The organism is Streptomyces formicae (genome assembly GCF_002556545.1).
GTDB lineage: Bacteria > Actinomycetota > Actinomycetes > Streptomycetales > Streptomycetaceae > Streptomyces > Streptomyces formicae_A.
The window spans coordinates 4,629,780-4,645,695 of sequence record NZ_CP022685.1; the positions used below are offsets into that span (position 1 = coordinate 4,629,780).

Sequence of the window (15,916 nt, forward strand, 5' to 3'; positions counted from 1 at the left end):
CTTCGCGGCGATTCGTGCCCACCCGTCCACCCCTGTCTCCGCACCGGGCGGTGGGAGCAGGGGCGGGGTGCCCGGCTATTCGTTCGGGTACTCGTCGATCACCGTCGCGCCCAGCTCCCTGACGATCAGGTCGTGGCCCGAGAGGGCCGATTCGACCAGGTCCGGGTCGTCGTCCTCAGGGGTGTCGTCCTCCGGGGACACGTGCTCCGGGGCGGGCGCCGACCGGGGGGCGGGGTCCGGGGCCGGGGGCGCCGAGGGGGGCGGGGCCTGGGGGCGGGGGCGGCCGGGGACGGGGTCGGCTGCGGCTGGGCCACGGGGCGCGGGGGCGCGGGGGCGCTGCCGCCGAAGTTGACCGCGGCGGGCGGCGGCGCGGAGCCGCCCGAGGGGTCGACGATCGCCTCGACCTTCCACTGCACGCCGAACTGCTCCGACAGCGCCTGCCGGAGCACGTCCTCGCTGCCGCTGCTCGCGAAGTTGTCGCGCGCGCCCGCGTTCACGAAGCCGATCTGCAAGGTCGTCCCGTCGAACCCCGCCACCTGGGCGTTCTGGCTGAGCAGGATCCAGGTGAAGCGGCGGCGGTTCTTCACCGCCTCCAGGATGTTCGGCCAGAGGGTGCGCGGGTCGGGCCCGCCCGCGGGGGCCGCCGCCAGGGGGGCGGGGGCGGCGGGGGTCTGCGGGGCAGGTGCGGCCGAGTGCGGGGTCGGCTGGGGCGCCGGGGCGCCGGAACCGGCCGACGCGGCGGTGGGCCAGCCCCCCGGGCGCGGGGCCTCCGGAGCCGCGGCGGACGCGGGCGCGGGCGCGGCGGCGGGGCCGCTGCCCGGCGCGGACGCCGTGGGCCAGCCACCGGGCCGCCGCTCGGCGGCGGCAGCAGGGGCCGGAGCCGGGGGCGCTGTGGGTGCCGGGGCGGGAGCGGGAGCGACAGGGGCGGGAGCGGCGGCGGCAGGCGGTGCTGCCGTCTCCGGGGCGGGCTGACCGCCTCCCGGAGCGCCGGGAGCCGGGGACGGCGCCCCCGTGCCGCGGACCGCGGCCCGCGCGGCCGCGGGGCCACCGCCGGGCGGCACCGACGGCCCCTGCGGAACCGGCTCTGCCCCGCCCGCGGGCATGGCGACACCGGGCTGCTGCACGCCCGCGTGGGCCTCGGGCCCGGGGACGTACCCCATCGCGGGGGCCGCGCCCTGGCCGCCTGCCACGAAGTTCCCGCCGCGCTCCAGGCGCTCGATGCGGGCCATCACGGAGCGCTCGTCGTCGTACGCAGCGGGGAGCAGCACGCGGGCGCAGATCAGCTCCAGCTGGAGCCTCGGCGACGTGGCGCCGCGCATCTCGGTGAGGCCCTCGTTCACCAGGTCGGCCGCGCGGCTGAGCTCGGCGCCGCCGAAGACACCGGCCTGCGCCTGCATCCGCTCGACGACGTCGGCGGGGGCGTCGATGAGGCCCTTCTCCGCGGCGTCCGGCACGGCCGCGAGGATCACCAGGTCACGCAGCCGCTCGAGGAGGTCGGCGACGAAGCGCCGCGGGTCGTTGCCCCCCTCGATGACGCGGTCCACGACCTCGAAGGCGGCAGCGCCGTCCCCGGAGGCGAAGGCTTCCACCACGGAGTCGAGCAGCGACCCGTCGGTGTACCCGAGGAGGGAGGTCGCCATGGCGTACGTCACACCCGCGTCACCCGCACCGGCGAGCAACTGGTCCATGACGGACATGGAGTCACGCACGGAGCCCGCGCCCGCGCGCACGACCAGCGGGAACACCCCGTCCTCGACGGCCATGGCCTCACGGCCGCAGACCTCGGCGAGGTACTCGCGGAGCGTGCCGGGCGGGACGAGCCGGAACGGGTAGTGGTGCGTGCGCGAGCGGATCGTGCCGATGACCTTCTCGGGCTCGGTCGTCGCGAAGATGAACTTGAGGTGCTCCGGGGGCTCCTCGACCACCTTCAGGAGGGCGTTGAAGCCCGCCGAGGTGACCATGTGGGCCTCGTCGATGATGTAGATCTTGTAGCGGCTGCTCGCCGGGCCGAAGAACGCCTTCTCGCGCAGGTCACGGGCGTCGTCCACGCCACCGTGCGACGCGGCGTCGATCTCGATGACGTCGATCGAACCCGGTCCGTTGCGCGCGAGGTCGCGGCAGGACTGGCACTCGCCGCAGGGCGTCGGAGTGGGACCTTGCTCACAGTTGAGACAGCGGGCCAGGATGCGCGCGCTCGTCGTCTTGCCGCAGCCGCGGGGGCCACTGAACAGGTAGGCGTGGTTGACCCGGTTGTTGCGCAGCGCCTGCTGCAGCGGGTCGGTTACATGCTCCTGCCCGATGACCTCGGCGAAAGACTCCGGGCGATAGCGGCGGTACAGCGCGAGAGACGACACGCATACGAGGTTAATGGGGACCACTGACAACCTGGACCGCCCCAACGCAAAGCGCCCCCCACGCACCCGCCAGAGCCGACCTACCCTTGCTGCCTTCCGGCCCTGGGGGAGTTCAGTCAGATAGCGCCACGTGAGGGGCTGGCCCCCACAGTAGCGGATCCCCCGGGCCGGAAGCGACGCCGGTCCCGGCCGGGGAGACCTCCGGAGACGATCACGACGGCGACCTCGGGATCGTGTTCGCGAGCACTCCCCAACGTCTTGTATTGTTTGCGGCGGAGGATTCGCCTAGTGGCCTAGGGCGCACGCTTGGAAAGCGTGTTGGGGGCAACCCCTCACGAGTTCGAATCTCGTATCCTCCGCACTCGCCCGTCAGGGCAACCGAAGGCCCCAACTGTTCGCAGTTGGGGCCTTCGGTGTTCTCGAAGAGGCGTTCTCGAAGAGGTAGGCCATCTGGTGACGCACGCTGCCGCCCGGTTCCTGTCCCGTTTCCGTCGGGTCGTGGTCGAGAGCTTGGTCCGTGAGTGGCGTGGGGTCATCGTCGGGCCCTTCCGCGCTCTGTGGGAGCGCGGTCCGCTCGGGGTCTCGCTGGCGTTGTTCGCCACCGTCGCCGTGATCGGGCTGCACGCCTACCAGCAGACGGAGACCGGTGCGGCCGTGCTCCGTGTGGTCAGTGAGGTGCGGGCGGACCAGCCCTTGGCGCTGTCCCTGCTGCGTACGCCCGTCTCGTTGTTCGTGCCCGCGCAGGACCTGGCGGTGTGGGGCGGGCTGCCACGGCTGTTCCTCGCGTTCGCGCTCGCCGAACTCGCCTTCGGGCGCATACGGACGCTGGTGGTGGCCTACGCCGCCACGCTCGCCGGGACCCTCGGCGCGCGCGTGATGATCGCCCTCGGCCCCGGTCTGCTCGGTCTGCCCGCCGATGCCGCGCACGCGGTGGACACGGGGGCCTCCGCGGCGATCGTCGGGCTCTTCGCCTTCGCCGCGGTGACCCTGCGGGCCCCGCTGCTCTTTCTCGCCGCCGTCGTTCCGACGGTCGTGGGTTCCGTCGCCGAACCCAATCTCGCGGGGCGCGAGCACCTCGTGGCGGTGGCCGCCGCCATGCTTCTCGCCCTTTTCCTCAAGACCGCTCCCGCCGCCTCGCGTTGTCAGTGGGCGCTGCCAGAATCGGCAGCAGTCGATGGGGAGGTCGGGCATGGCTGTTCTCGACGTGCGGGACCCGGTGGCCTCGGCGGTCACCGGGGCGATCCGGGGCGGTGACGTACCCGGCCTGCGCGAGCTCCTCGCCGCGCGGCCAGGGCTTGCCGCCTCGGCGATCAGGCAGGACGGCGAGGCAGCGGGGACGCGCAGCCTGCTGCACATCGCCACGGACTGGCCGGGGCACTTCCCCGAAGGCCCCGAGGTCATCGCCGTCCTCGTCGCGTCGGGCGCCGACCCCGACGCCCGCTTCATCGGCGCCCACGCCGAGACGCCACTGCACTGGGCCGCGAGCAACGACGACGTGGCCGCGGTGGACGCCCTCGTCGCCGCCGGTGCCGACATCGAGGCGGACGGCGCCGTCATCGCGGGCGGCACGCCCCTGACCGACGCCTGCGCCTTCGGCCAGTGGCGGGCGGCTCGGCGGCTCCTGGCGCACGGGGCGCGGACGACCCTGCACGAGGCGGCGGCGCTCGGGCTCCTCGACCGCGTGACGTCCCTCGTCGAAGGCGCAGGCGCGCCGGACCGCGAGGACCTCACCAGCGCCTTCTGGGGCGCCTGCCACGGCGGCCACCTGGCCACCGCCCGCTACCTGCTCGACCGGGGCGCCGACCCCGCCTGGGTCGGATACGAGGGCAAGACGCCCCTGGACATCGCCGTGGAGGCGGGCGCGGACGAGGTCGCCGCGTGGCTGCGCGGGCTCGGGCGGTCATAGGGGAGGGCCATAGGGCGGTCATAGAGGGGTCATAGGGCGGTCATAGGGGGGCTAGCACCACCCCCGAGACACCACGTTGCCGTATGCCGCCCGCCCCGTTGATCCGCGAGGGTTGAGGACGTCAGCAGGTGCGCGCCCGCCGCCTGGTGGACACCGCTCGTCCCCCTCCCCGCCGTGAAGATTCGAGGCCCGTCATGAGCACCAGCACCCTCCCGTACACCGCGTCAGCCGCCGCTCCCCTCCAGGACCGCGGTTCCTCCCGGCGCGAGCACGTCGGCTTCTGGCGGGCGCCGTTCGCCGCCGTGACCTACCGGGAGATCGGTCATGTGCTGGTCTCGCTGCCCGTCGCGATCGCCGGGTTCGGCTTCGCCGTCTCGGCGATCGCGCTGGGGGCGGGGCTGCTCGTGACCGTGCTCGGGCTGCCGGTCCTCGCCGCCGCGCTCGCCGCGGCGCGGGGGCTCGGCGCCGCCGAACGACGTCGGGCCCGCACGGGGCTCGGGCTCGACGTCGCGGGCCCCGCCCCGCTCGACGTGCCGCGTGACAAGGGGCGTTGGGCCGGGGTGCGGGCCCGCCTCGCCGACGGCGCGGGCTGGCGGGCGCTGCTCTTCCAGCTGGTCATGTTCCCCTGGCGCGTCCTGAGCTTCACCCTCTCGGTGACGTTCCTGGTCACCGGCTGGGTGGTCGCGCTCTTCCCGACGTACTCCTGGGTCTTCCACCACTACGTGGGCTGGCCCGGCTACCGCCTCTACGACTTCACGTCCGGCGGCGAGCGGCACCACTACTACATCACCTCTCCCGCTCAGGTCCTCGCGGTCGGCCTCGTCGGCGCCGTGCTCGTTTTCCTCACCCCGAAGCTGATCCGCGCCCTGACCGGCGTCGACCGCGCGGCGGTGCGCTCGCTGCTCGGCTGACTCCCGCCAGGGGCCGTGCGCATGCCCGTCCCCGTCCCCGCCCCCGCCCGGGTCAGCCCGACGCCCGCGAGCACCACCACCATGCCCGCCACGACCCGCACCCCGACGTCCTCGCCGAGCACGACCGCGCCGAGCACGATCGAGACGACCGGCAGGAGGTAGCCGACGGTGGCGGCCGCGGTGGGGCCCTCGTCCGCGATGAGGCGGGAGTTGAGGTGGAAGGTGATGCCCGTGCCGAGCGTGCCGAGGACGACGAGCGCGAGGATTCCGGTGAGGGTGGGGGACGAGGTGCCCGTGGGGGCGGCGGGCAGGGCGAGCGTGGTGAGGCCCGTCGCGGTGAGCAGTTGGGCGGCGGAGAGCGCGAGCGGCGCGGTCTCGCGGCCGATCAGGTTGCGGGCCATGTAGGCGAAGGCGACGGCGTAGCTGACGGCGGCGGCGAGCAGGGCGAGCGTGCCCCAACTGGCGAGCCCCGACTGCTGCCAGGGCGCGAAGATCAACAGGGTGCCCGCGAAGCCGAGCGCCAGGCCGGTCAGGCGCAGCGGGCCGAGGCGGCGCTCGGTGCGCAGCAGCAGGCCGATGGCCACGGACCACAGCGGTGTCGTGGCGTTGAGTACGCCCGCCACGCCCGAGTCGACGGTCTGCTGGCCGAGGCCGAAGAGGAAGAACGGCAGGGCGTTGCAGAAGAAGGCGGCGACCACGAGGTGCCCCCACGTCCTGCGGTCCCTCGGGATGCGGTGCCCGGCCGAGCGGGCGAGGACGAGCAGGACGGCGGAGCCGAGCGCGCACCGCACGATGGTGAGGTGCAGGGGCGCGATGCCGCCGCTCAGGGCGAGCTTGATCCAGAGGAAGCCGGAGCCCCAGAGCAGGGCGAGGACGGCCATGCGGACGAGGGTGGCGCGTGAACCGCTGGGCACGGTCGCCTCCTGCTTCTCTCGGGCCGGGTGGGGTCCTCGTACCGTCTCCCGGAAGCCGATGTAAGACAAGCGAAAAGATATGCACTCAGGATTAAGCTGTGCTGCATGCTTGATATGCGGCGCATGCAGATCCTGCGGGCGGTGGTCACCAGTGGCTCGGTGACCGCGGCCGCCAGGAACCTCGGCTACACGCCATCGGCCGTCAGCCAGCAGATGACGGCCCTGGAGAAGGAGGCGGGCATCCCGCTCCTGGAGAGGACCGGGCGCGGCGTGCGCCCGACGGACGCGGGCCGACTGCTCAGCGACTGCGCGACGGCCATCGGCAAGCACGTCGCCGAGGCCGAGACGGCGCTCGCCGAGCTGCGGGCCGGGCACCGGGGACGGGTCTCGATGCGGTACTTCGCCACGGCGGGAGCCTCCCTCGTGGCGCCCGCGCTCGCCGCGCTGCGGCGCGAACACCCGGGCGTACTGGTCGACTTGAAGCTCTTCGACCTCGACGATCCGGTGCTCGACGTGAAGGCGCGCAGGGCCGACCTGGCGCTGGTGGTCAGGCCCGGCGACGGGTTCGCCGCCGAGGGCGTCCGCTTCCTGCACCTGCTGGACGACCGCTACCGCGCGGTGCTGCCGAAGGGCCACCGCCTCGCCGCCGAGCCGGTCGTCGAACTCGCCGACCTCGCGGGCGAGTCGTGGGTCGGCAGCGAGTCACCGGGCCCCTGCCAGGACGCGGTGCTCGACGCGTGCGGGGCGGCCGGGTTCACCCCGGACTTCGTGGTGGAGAGCGGCGACTACGCGACGGCGCAGGGCTTCGTCGCCGCCGGACTCGGTGTCACCCTGCTCCCCGAACTGGCCCTGGCGGGCGGTCACCACCCCGACGTGGTCGTACGGAAGGTCGCGGGACCCGAGCCGGTCAGGTCGATCCACGCGGCCGTACGCAACGCGTCCCCGGCTCAACCGGCACTGCGCGGGCTGCTGGCCGCGCTGCGGGAGGTGACGTCGAGGGCCACGGCCCTGCCCGACCCGTCCCGCGAAGGCGCCGCGTAACAGCGCAGCGCGACCAGGTGCCCCGGTCCCCACTCCCGCTCGACGACGTCCAGGAGCTCCCAGCCCAGGCGTTCGTAGAGCGCGGCGGCCGAGGCGTCGGTCGAGACGACGTCGAGGACCGGGTGCAGTCCGCGCCCCCGCGCCTCCCGCTCGACCCGGTTCATCAGGAGCGCGCCGATGCCGTGGCCGCGGGCGCCCGGGGCGACGAAGAGGCGGGAGACCACCGCGGTCGCCCCGACGTCCACGCCCGCGCGCTCGCTCCACAGCACGGGCGCCACGTCGTCCGCCTCGGCCGGGGAGAGCCTGACGTGCCCGACGACCCGGCCGTCGAGCTCGGCGACCCAGGCACCGAGAGGCGCGTCCCCGGCGAGCCAATCACCGGGCGCGGCGGGCCAGTTGACCGGATATCCGTCGCTCTCGTGGACCTCGGCGAGGAGGCCGACGCACGCGTCCGTGTCGCGGGTCTCGTCCCGCTCCCGTATGCGCAGAACGGGGTGGGCGTCGGCCGAACCTGCGGAACGATCTCGTCTCATCGGAGCATGGAAGCACAACGGCACGACCGAGGAGAGGGGATCCCGCCCGCCGGGGGATAAAGTCAGCGACGAGACCGAAGTGGCAAGGGGGCGGCCGCCGATGGGGCCGGACGAAGCGGTGATCGGCTGTACGGGCGAGCTGGTTCTCGGCACGCGCGGCGACGCGGGACCCGGCGAGGTCCTCGTACGGGTCCGCGGCGGTACGGAAACGTTCCTCGCCTGGTCGGCGGACCCCCTCCCGCGCGGGGCGACCGTGCTCGTGACCGAGTCCCGCGGCTCCCGCCAGGTCGACGTCATCAAGTGGGCCGATCCGTTGGAGGCGTTGACCGACCCGGCGGTCGGCGGCGCCCATTGAGGAGAACAAGATGTTCGGTTACCGCGTTCCCGCTCCCGACGAGGCGATGCTGATCTCGGGTGGCAGGCGCGGACTCGGGGGCGCACCGTTCCGTGTGGTGACAGGGCACGGCAAGTTCGTGCTCCCCGTGTTCCGCAAGACCCGTTTCCTCACGCTCGCCATGTGCGAGTCGGAGGTCGTGGAGACCTGTGTGACCCGCCAGGGCATCGCCCTGACCGTGCGCGCGGTGATCGCCTTCAAGGTCGGCAACGACACGGAGAGCATCGTCAACGCGGGCCAGCGCTTCCTCTCCGACCAGGACCAGATGTCGATCCTGACCGGACGGATCTTCGCGGGCCACCTGCGCTCCATCATCGGCTCGATGACCGTCGAGGAGATCGTCACCGAACGGCAGAAGCTCGCCACGGAGGTCCTCGACACCTCCAAGTCCGAGATGGCGAAGATCGGCCTGCACGTGGACTCGCTCCAGATCCAGTCGATCGACGACGGCGACACCGGCTACATCGAGGCCATGTCCGCCCCGCACAAGGCGGCCATCCAGCGCCAGGCGCAGATCGCCCAGGCGCAGGCCACCCAGGCGTCGGCCGAGGCGGAGCAGGAGGCCGCGCGGAACCAGGCCGAGTACGCACGCCGCACGGCGATCGTGCAGGCCGAGTACAACGCGGAGGTCGACCGCGCCCAGGCCAAGGCGGCCCAGGCGGGCCCGCTCGCCGAGGCGCACGCCCAGCAGGAGGTTCTCGACGCGAAGACCGAACTGGCCCAGCGCGCGGCCGAGTTGCGCCAGCAGCAGCTGGTGGCCGAGGTCGTGAAGCCCGCGGAGGCGGACGCCGAACGCATCCGCGTCCTCGCCCTCGCCGAGGCGGAGCGGATGAAGATCCAGGCCGAGGCGGCGGCTTCGTACGACCGCGTGGCGCTCGACCGGATGCTGATCGACCAGCTCCCGCAGATCGTCAAGGAGGCCGCGACGGGCCTGTCCGGCGCCAATGTGAACGTGCTCAACGGAGCGGACGGCCTGGGCGAGATCGCGGCGGGCCTGGTCGGCCAGGGCCTGACGATCCTCGACTCGGTCAGGGCCAACCTGAGCCCCACCCAGCAGGAACAGCGCCCCACGGTCGGCAAGCAGCGGGGCATCGAGATCGAGTAGGGCCTCACGCCCCGGGCTCGCCCCCGACCTCCCGCAGGAGCAGCGCGGCGAGGGCGAGCGCGGTGCCGTACGACGAGGTGAGGTCGAGCCCGGTCAGCGCGGCGACCCGGGCGAGCCGGTTGTCGACGGTGTTCGGATGCAGACTGAGCCGACGCCCGGTGGCCCTGCGGTCCTGCCCGAGCTCCAGGTAGGCGCGCAGGGTCTCGGTCAACTCGGGCCGGTCCAGGACGGGTTCGAGCAGCGCGGCGATGCGCTCGCTGCCCGCACTCGGCCGCGACAGGTGGTATTCGAGCAGGACGTCGTCGAGCCGGTGCAGACCGGCGGGCCGCCCACAGGCGCGGGCGACCCGGACGACTTCCTCGGCGGTACGAGCGGCGGCGGGAATCCCGTCCACGCCCTCCGCGCCCACGGCGCCGACCCGCACCGCGCCCCCGCACGCCTCACGCAGCAGCACCCCCAACTCATCAGGTACGCCGGTGACATCGAGGCCCCCGGGCACGACGGCATGCCCACCCGCCCCGTCCAGAAGGGTCAACACCCCACCGCCGAAGGCCCGGTCGAGGACCGCCTGCACGCGCCGTACGAGCCGCCGCAGGGCGACGGACCGCGCGCCGCCCGACGGGAAGGACAGGAAGAGCACGACGCAGCCCTCGCCGAAGGCGTCCCCCTCGGCGCCCGCCGGAGCGCCCTCCAACAGGGCGCGGGCCAACGACCGGCGCTCCTCGCGCCGTTCAGCGAGGATGGCGGCCCGCTCGTCGAGATAGGTCTCGGTGACGGCGGCGACGATGCGCTCCTGCGCGGTGAACAGGAAGTCGCCCAGCTCGGCGAGCGCGGCCTCCTCGCCGCGCCGGGTGACGTCCCGCAGCGCGCGCCACAGCACCTGGGTCCCCAGCAGATGCGTGCTGAGCAGCAGCCGCAGCGGCATCCCCTCGTCCGCGCGCTGGGCGGCACGCTCCCGGAAGTACTCGTAGTCACCGGGCGCCTCGCCCGGCGCGGCGACCCGGTCGAGGAAGAGCCGGAGCCCGTGCCGTGCGGTGGCGGCGATCTCGACGTCCTTCACGTCCGAAGGCAGTTCGTCGTAGCCGGGCAGCCGGGCGAAGGCGTCCCGCGTCATGCGCCGGGCCAGCACGTTCACGCGCGTCTCGCACCGCGCGGCGACGGCCCGCGCGCCCGCCCCCGGCACGGGCGGGTCGTCACCCGCGTACGCAGGAGAACTGATCACCATGCTCAGCCACGTTAGCGGGGGCCGCGCGAGCGGACTCCGCGCCAACGGCGCCGGACCTCACGCGAGCCCCACGAGACCCAGGTAGTCCGGACTCCACAAGTCCTCGACCCCGTCCGGCAGGACAAGCACCCGATCGGGCCGCAACGCGTCGATCGCGCCCTCGTCGTGCGTGACCATCACGATGGCCCCGGGATACGTCCCCACGGCAGCGAGCACCTCGCCCCGGGACGCCGGATCGAGGTTGTTCGTGGGCTCGTCGAGCAGCAGGACGTTCGCGCCCGAGTGGACGAGCCCGGCCAGCGCGAGCCGCGTCTTCTCGCCTCCGGAGAGCACGGCCGCGGGCTTGTCCGCGTCGTCCCCGCCGAACAGGAACGCGCCGAGCACCCGCCGCACCTCACCGTCGGTCAAGTGCGGGGCCGCCCCCGCGAGGTTCTCGCGGACGCTCTTCGCGCCGTCCAGGGTGTCGTGCTCCTGGGCGAAGTACCCGAGCCGCAGTCCGGTCCCGGCCACCACCCGCCCCTCGTCGGGCCGCTCGCGCCCGGCGAGGATCCGCAGCAGCGTCGTCTTGCCCGCCCCGTTGAGGCCGAGGACGACGAGCCGACTGCCCCGGTCGACGGCGAGGTCGACACCGGTGAGCACGCGATGGGCGCCGTACGACTTGGTGAGGCTGACCGCGCCGAGCGGCGTCCGGCCGCACGGGGCGGGCTCGGGCAGCCGGATCCGCGCGACCTTCTCGCCGCGCCGCACCGGCTCCGTCCCCGCGAGCATCCGCTCGGCGCGCCGGTCCATGTTCTTCGCGGCGGTCGCGGTCGCGACGTGGGAGCGCATCTTGGCGGCCTGGGCGCGCAGCGAAGCGGCCTTGCGCTCGGCGTTGGCCCGCTCGCGGGTGCGGCGGCGCTCGTCCGCGGCGCGCTGCGCGAGGTAGGTGTGCCAGCCGGTGTTGTGCACGTCGATGACGGCACGCCGGGGATCGAGGTGGAAGACGCGGTTGACGGTGTCGGCGAGGAGCTCCGTGTCGTGGCTGATGAGCACGAGCCCGCCCTGCCACCCGGCGAGATAACCGCGCAGCCACGCCACCGAGTCGGCGTCGAGGTGGTTGGTCGGCTCGTCGAGGAGCAGCGTGTCGTGCTGCGAGAACAGGATCCTGGCGAGCTCGACGCGGCGCCGCTGGCCGCCGGAGAGATCGCCGACGGGCCGCCGCAGGGACCGCTCGGGCAGCCCGAGCCCCGCGGCGACCCGGGCGGCCTCGGCCTCCGCGGCGTACCCGCCGCGCGCCTGGAACAGGTCGTCGGCGCGGGTGTAGGCGGCCATGGCCCGCTCCTGGGCGGCCGGGCCCGCCGCCTCTGCCATGCGGGCCTCGGCGGCGCGCAGCGCGGCGACCGCCGCGTCCAGGCCGCGGGCCGACAGGATGCGGTCGGTGACGGTGGCGGCGGGGTCGGCGGCGCCGGGGTCCTGGGCGAGGTGGCCGAGGGTGCCGGTGCGGGTGACGGCACCGGCGGCGGGCGCGAGCTGCTCCGCGAGGACCTTCATGAGGGTGGTCTTGCCCGCGCCGTTCCGGCCGACCAGGCCGATGCGGTCGCCGGGGGCGACGTGGAAACTGACGTCGGACAGCAGCAGTCGGGCTCCGACGCGCACGTCGATGCCTCGTACGGTGATCATGGGGTAACGCTCCGCAATAGCGAATGGACACACGGGTGACGTGGAGGCGTGTGTCCTGGCTAGGAGATGCGGGGCGTAGACATGCGTACGAGGCTAGCGCGCAGGTCTCCGACGCCGCACGTCATTTTCCTGCCGCTGCCGAGAAGCCCCTGCTCAGGTGCTCTTCGCTGCCTTCTCTGCCTTCTCTGCCTTCTCTGCCTTCTCTGCCTTCGCTGCGGCCTTCATCTCCTGCTTGTGCGCGCGGACCTTCTGCAAGGACTCGGGGCCCGTGATGTCCGCGACCGAGCGGTACGACTTGGCCGGGCCGTAGTCCCCCGCGGCCTCGCGCCAGCCCTTGGGCCTTACGCCGAGCTGCTTGCCGAGCAGGGCCAGGAAGATCTGCGCCTTCTGCTTGCCGAAGCCGGGCAGGTCGTTGAGGCGCTTCAGCAGCTCGTCGCCGGTGGGGACGCCCTCCCAGACGGCGGCGGGGTCGCCGTCGTAGTGGTCCACCAGGTACTGGCAGAGCTGCTGGATGCGTTTGGCCATCGAGCCGGGGTAGCGGTGGACCGCGGGCTTGGCGGAGAGCAGCGCGGCGAACTCGTCCGGGTCGTACGCGGCGATGTCGTGGGCGTCGAGGTCATCGGCGTTCAGGCGCGTGGCGATCGTGTACGGGCCCGCGAACGCCCACTCCATGGGGACCTGCTGGTCCAGCAGCATGCCCACCAGGGCGGCGAGTGGGCTGCGCCCCAGCAGTTCGTCGGCGTCGGGCTGCTGCGCCAGTCGAAGAGTCCGCTCCATCCCCCGATGATCCCTCGCACCTACGGTCACCACCAGTCCAGCGACGCGGCGCAGGCACCTCTCCCCTCCGCCGCAGCGCCCCGTCCGGCTTGGTGTCCCCCGGGGTTTCGCGCGGTTCCCTGCCGGGTGGGTGGGGGAGGTGGGGGCATCATCCCCACGTCCAGTGCGGTGGCACACGGGGTTTTGCGCAGTTCCCCGCGCCCCTGAAGGGGCCACCGCGCGTGGGTGGGTGGGGGCGGTGGCGGCATCTTCCCCACGTCCGGCGCGGCGGCACACGGGGGTTCGCGCAGTTCCCCGCGCCCCTAAAAGCGACCCCACCGCGCGTGGGTGGGTGGGGGAGGTGGCGGCATCATCCCCCCGTCCAGCGCGACGGCACACGGGGGTTCGCGCAGTTCCCCGCGCCCCTAAAACGGGCCGCAGTCGCCTAGACGGCCCGAGGGGACGTGGGGGTATGTGCGCACGGAGCACATCAGTGGACGAGGCAGGGAAGCAAGTCCGGTAGCGGTCATCTGGGACGGCGAGTACGCACATACCCCCGCGGCCCCGCCCCACAGACGAACCCAAGGCGACACCCACCCCGTAGCCCATGAGGGCGGATCTGCGTCTCACACGGTCCAGGTGCGGTCCGGGCGGGGGACATGGCCCCCATGAGCAGCACGGCCCCGTCCGCCCTCGCCCCCGCCCCCGCCCACCGCGCCCCGCGGCTCCACGCCCTGCTCATCCTCCTGCTCGCCCTCCTTGCCCTCCTCACCCTCACCACCCCCTCCGCACCGAGCACTCCCACCCCACCCACCACCCTCTCCGCCGAAACAGCCCCCGAGACGCAGCAGGACGCCACCGTCACCGCCCTGCGCCTCCCCTCCCCCGCCCCGGCCCCGCGCCTCCGCTACACCCCCGTCCTCGTACAGGCGGAAGCACGCACCCACGCCACGCCCCCGCCGCCCCGGCGTCTGCGCCCCCACGTCCCGACCCCCCGCTCGGTGGTCCTGCGCTGCTGACAGGAGAGAGGGCCAACACGCCCTCCCCGTCAGCCACAGCAAGCACGACAAGCGCAGCAAGCACAGCAAGCGCAGATCAGAGGACACCCCATGCCCATGGACCCGTACGCGGCCCTTCAAGCGCTCCTGCGCGCCGAAGCGACCCGCGCCAAGAGCGATCCCCCGGAGAAGACCGAGAGCCTCCAGAACCCGCACCACAGCGCACCGGAGGAGCGCCCGCGCCACCTCGACCCCGAGGAGGACTGACACAGAAGACCGACCCGGCGCAGACGCCGCCCGAGGCGCCCCGCCAGACTCAGCGTCTGCGCCGAGCCGTCCCGAACACCGACCGGGAGATCTCCCGCCCGATCTGCGTCCCCATGGACCGCAGCAGCGACTTGAACATCCCGCTCCCCACCACCTGGTCCACCACGGACCCGTCCCCCTGAGGCTTCGCCCTGGCCGCCGCCCGCGCTTCCTTCTCCGCCGCCGCCGCGTCCGCCTCCGCCTGCTTGCGGGCCGTCGTCTCTGCCTCCTGGGCGGTCAGCTTCTCGTAGGCCGATTCGCGGTCGACCGCGTCCGCGTAGCGGGAGTAGAGCAGTGAGGACCGCACGGCCTGTTCGAGCGCGCCGGCCTCCACGGGGCCCATCAGGGACTCGGGCGCCCGCAGCCGCGTCGCGGCGACCGGCGTCGGCGCGCCCTTCTCGCTCAGCACGGTGATCACGGCCTCGCCGGTGCCGATCCCGGTGAGGATCTCCTCCAGGTCGTACGGGGAATCGGGAAAGGTCCGCACCGTGGCCTTGAGCGCCTTCTGGTCCTCGGGCGTGAAGGCGCGCAGCGCGTGCTGCACGCGGTTGCCCAGTTGGGCGAGCACGTCGGCGGGCACGTCCTTCGGCGTCTGGGTCACGAAGAAGACGCCGACGCCCTTGGACCGGATGAGCCGCACGGTCTGCGTGATGGACTCCAGGAACGCCTTCGACGCCCCGTTGAACAGCAGGTGCGCCTCGTCGAAGAAGAAGACGAGCTTCGGCTTGTCGACGTCGCCGACCTCGGGCAGGTCGTTGTAGAGGTCGGCGAGGAGCCACATCAGGAAGGTGGAGAAGAGCTGGGGCTTGTCCTGTACGGAGGGCAGTTCGAGGACCGATACGAGACCGCGCCCGTCCGGCGCCGTCCGCAGGAACTCGCTCGTGTCGAACTCGGGCTCTCCGAAGAAGTCGGCCATGCCCTGCGCCTCGAAGGTGGTGAGCGCCCGCAGGATCACCCCGGCCGTCACCGTCGAGAGCCCGCCGATGCCCTTGAGCTCCGGCTTGCCCTCGTCGGACGTCAGGAAGGTGACGACCGCCCGCAGGTCCTTCAGGTCGACCAGTTCGAGGCCCTTCTGGTCGGCGTAGTGGAAGATCAGCCCGAGCGACTGCTCCTGGGTCTGGTTGAGCTGGAGGACCTTCGACAGGAGTACGGGTCCGAAGCTGGTGATCGTGGCGCGCACGGGGATCCCGGTGCCGATGCCCCCGAGGGCGTAGAACTCGCTCGGGAACCCGGTGGCCGCCCACTGCTGCCCCACGTCGGCGGCGCGCTCGGCGACCTTGGCGCCCTCCTCTCCGGGGGCGGAGATGCCGGAGACGTCGCCCTTGATGTCGGCGAGGAAGACGGGAACGCCCTGCGCGGCCAGTTGCTCGGCGATGAGTTGCAGGGTCTTGGTCTTGCCGGTGCCGGTGGCCCCTGCGACGAGACCGTGCCGGTTGAGCATGGGCAGCGGGATGCGGATCTGCGCGTCGGCGAGGCACTGTCCGTCCCAGAGCAGCGCGCCCAGATCGAGGGCGGGGCCCGTGAAGGCGTACCCGGCGGCGATCTTCACGGCTTCCGGGGGCAGAGCGGCACTCCCGCCCCCACTCCCGCCCTCGCTCCCGGTTCCACTCTCGCTCCCGCTCCCAGGAGAGCCCTCCGCCACGGAACCCTCGCCTCCGCGCGTCACCTCCGCAGCCGCCCCTGACTCGTTCGGGCGGTTTCCTTCGTCGGACGTGGACGGCATCGGCTGGCTGTCGCTCACTTCGGCCCCTGTTCCCGGCTTGAGTGTTCCCGTTTTGCCCCGCTTTACGGCGTCATTTCCCAGAGTCGCACTC

At 73.2% G+C, this 15,916-nt stretch carries 14 protein-coding genes, 1 tRNA gene, 1 other RNA gene and 1 pseudogene; 9 read left to right on the top strand and 8 right to left on the bottom strand.

Annotated features, from left to right (window positions below; genetic code table 11):
* Positions 1–75: 75 nt before the first annotated feature.
* Positions 76–2,354 (bottom strand): annotated as a pseudogene (locus KY5_RS19795) (DNA polymerase III subunit gamma and tau).
* A gap of 44 nt (positions 2,355–2,398) precedes the next feature.
* Positions 2,399–2,497: signal recognition particle sRNA small type (gene ffs / locus KY5_RS19800), an RNA gene on the bottom strand.
* Between the two features lie 131 nt (positions 2,498–2,628).
* Between ffs and KY5_RS19805 the strand changes: the two genes are divergently transcribed.
* The 4 genes from KY5_RS19805 (at position 2,629) to KY5_RS19820 (ending at position 5,171) form a co-directional block, all read left to right on the top strand.
* A tRNA-Ser gene (locus KY5_RS19805) sits at positions 2,629–2,713 on the top strand.
* A gap of 139 nt (positions 2,714–2,852) precedes the next feature.
* Positions 2,853–3,608, top strand: coding sequence for a hypothetical protein (locus KY5_RS19810; RefSeq protein ID WP_159072559.1), 756 nt, complete (start codon positions 2,853–2,855; stop codon positions 3,606–3,608).
* Entirely contained in the window at positions 3,544–4,260 is a 717-nt protein-coding gene (locus KY5_RS19815; protein ID WP_098243505.1) for an ankyrin repeat domain-containing protein, read from the top strand. Before KY5_RS19810 ends, KY5_RS19815 begins: the two co-directional genes overlap by 65 nt.
* 194 nt (positions 4,261–4,454) lie before the next feature.
* Positions 4,455–5,171: a sensor domain-containing protein gene (locus KY5_RS19820; protein WP_098243506.1), complete on the top strand. Its 717-nt coding sequence runs from the start codon at positions 4,455–4,457 to the stop codon at positions 5,169–5,171.
* Here KY5_RS19820 and KY5_RS19825 read toward each other — a convergent pair.
* Positions 5,060–6,052, bottom strand: a complete 993-nt coding sequence (locus tag KY5_RS19825; protein ID WP_098247368.1) for a DMT family transporter — start codon at positions 6,050–6,052, stop codon at positions 5,060–5,062. The genes KY5_RS19820 and KY5_RS19825 overlap by 112 nt on opposite strands.
* 138 nt (positions 6,053–6,190) lie before the next feature.
* Between KY5_RS19825 and KY5_RS19830 the strand changes: the two genes are divergently transcribed.
* Positions 6,191–7,126: a LysR family transcriptional regulator gene (locus KY5_RS19830; protein WP_098243507.1), complete on the top strand. Its 936-nt coding sequence runs from the start codon at positions 6,191–6,193 to the stop codon at positions 7,124–7,126.
* Here KY5_RS19830 and KY5_RS19835 read toward each other — a convergent pair.
* On the bottom strand, positions 7,033–7,659 hold the full coding sequence (locus KY5_RS19835; protein WP_098243508.1) for a GNAT family N-acetyltransferase: 627 nt from the start codon (positions 7,657–7,659) through the stop codon (positions 7,033–7,035). The two genes, KY5_RS19830 and KY5_RS19835, sit on opposite strands and share 94 nt — an antisense overlap.
* Positions 7,660–7,759: 100 nt before the next feature.
* Between KY5_RS19835 and KY5_RS19840 the strand changes: the two genes are divergently transcribed.
* Positions 7,760–8,014, top strand: a complete 255-nt coding sequence (locus tag KY5_RS19840; RefSeq protein WP_098243509.1) for a hypothetical protein — start codon at positions 7,760–7,762, stop codon at positions 8,012–8,014.
* A gap of 10 nt (positions 8,015–8,024) precedes the next feature.
* Positions 8,025–9,158, top strand: coding sequence for a flotillin family protein (locus tag KY5_RS19845; RefSeq protein ID WP_098243510.1), 1,134 nt, complete (start codon positions 8,025–8,027; stop codon positions 9,156–9,158).
* Between the two features lie 4 nt (positions 9,159–9,162).
* Here the strand turns inward: KY5_RS19845 and KY5_RS19850 are convergent, their stop codons facing one another.
* From KY5_RS19850 to KY5_RS19860, 3 genes are all read right to left on the bottom strand, one after another.
* The gene (locus KY5_RS19850) at positions 9,163–10,383 is read right to left on the bottom strand and encodes a PucR family transcriptional regulator (protein WP_098243511.1); all 1,221 of its coding nucleotides are present in this window, start codon (positions 10,381–10,383) and stop codon (positions 9,163–9,165) included.
* 57 nt (positions 10,384–10,440) lie between these two features.
* Complete coding sequence (locus tag KY5_RS19855) at positions 10,441–12,042, bottom strand: ABC-F family ATP-binding cassette domain-containing protein (protein WP_098243512.1); 1,602 nt, start codon at positions 12,040–12,042, stop codon at positions 10,441–10,443.
* A 153-nt stretch (positions 12,043–12,195) separates the two neighbouring features.
* Positions 12,196–12,819 (bottom strand): HhH-GPD-type base excision DNA repair protein, encoded by a 624-nt coding sequence (locus KY5_RS19860; RefSeq protein ID WP_098243513.1) that lies wholly within the window; start codon positions 12,817–12,819, stop codon positions 12,196–12,198.
* Positions 12,820–13,466: 647 nt separating this feature from the next.
* Between KY5_RS19860 and KY5_RS19865 the strand changes: the two genes are divergently transcribed.
* Both KY5_RS19865 and KY5_RS42215 read left to right on the top strand, forming a co-directional pair.
* A complete protein-coding gene (locus KY5_RS19865; protein WP_098243514.1) occupies positions 13,467–13,817 on the top strand; it encodes a hypothetical protein in 351 nt (116 codons plus the stop codon).
* Between the two features lie 90 nt (positions 13,818–13,907).
* On the top strand, positions 13,908–14,063 hold the full coding sequence (locus KY5_RS42215) for a hypothetical protein (RefSeq protein ID WP_199843156.1): 156 nt from the start codon (positions 13,908–13,910) through the stop codon (positions 14,061–14,063).
* Between the two features lie 49 nt (positions 14,064–14,112).
* On the opposite strand, the gene KY5_RS19870 is transcribed toward KY5_RS42215, so the two are convergent.
* On the bottom strand, positions 14,113–15,825 hold the full coding sequence (locus KY5_RS19870) for a helicase HerA-like domain-containing protein (protein ID WP_098247369.1): 1,713 nt from the start codon (positions 15,823–15,825) through the stop codon (positions 14,113–14,115).
* Positions 15,826–15,916 lie beyond the last annotated feature (91 nt).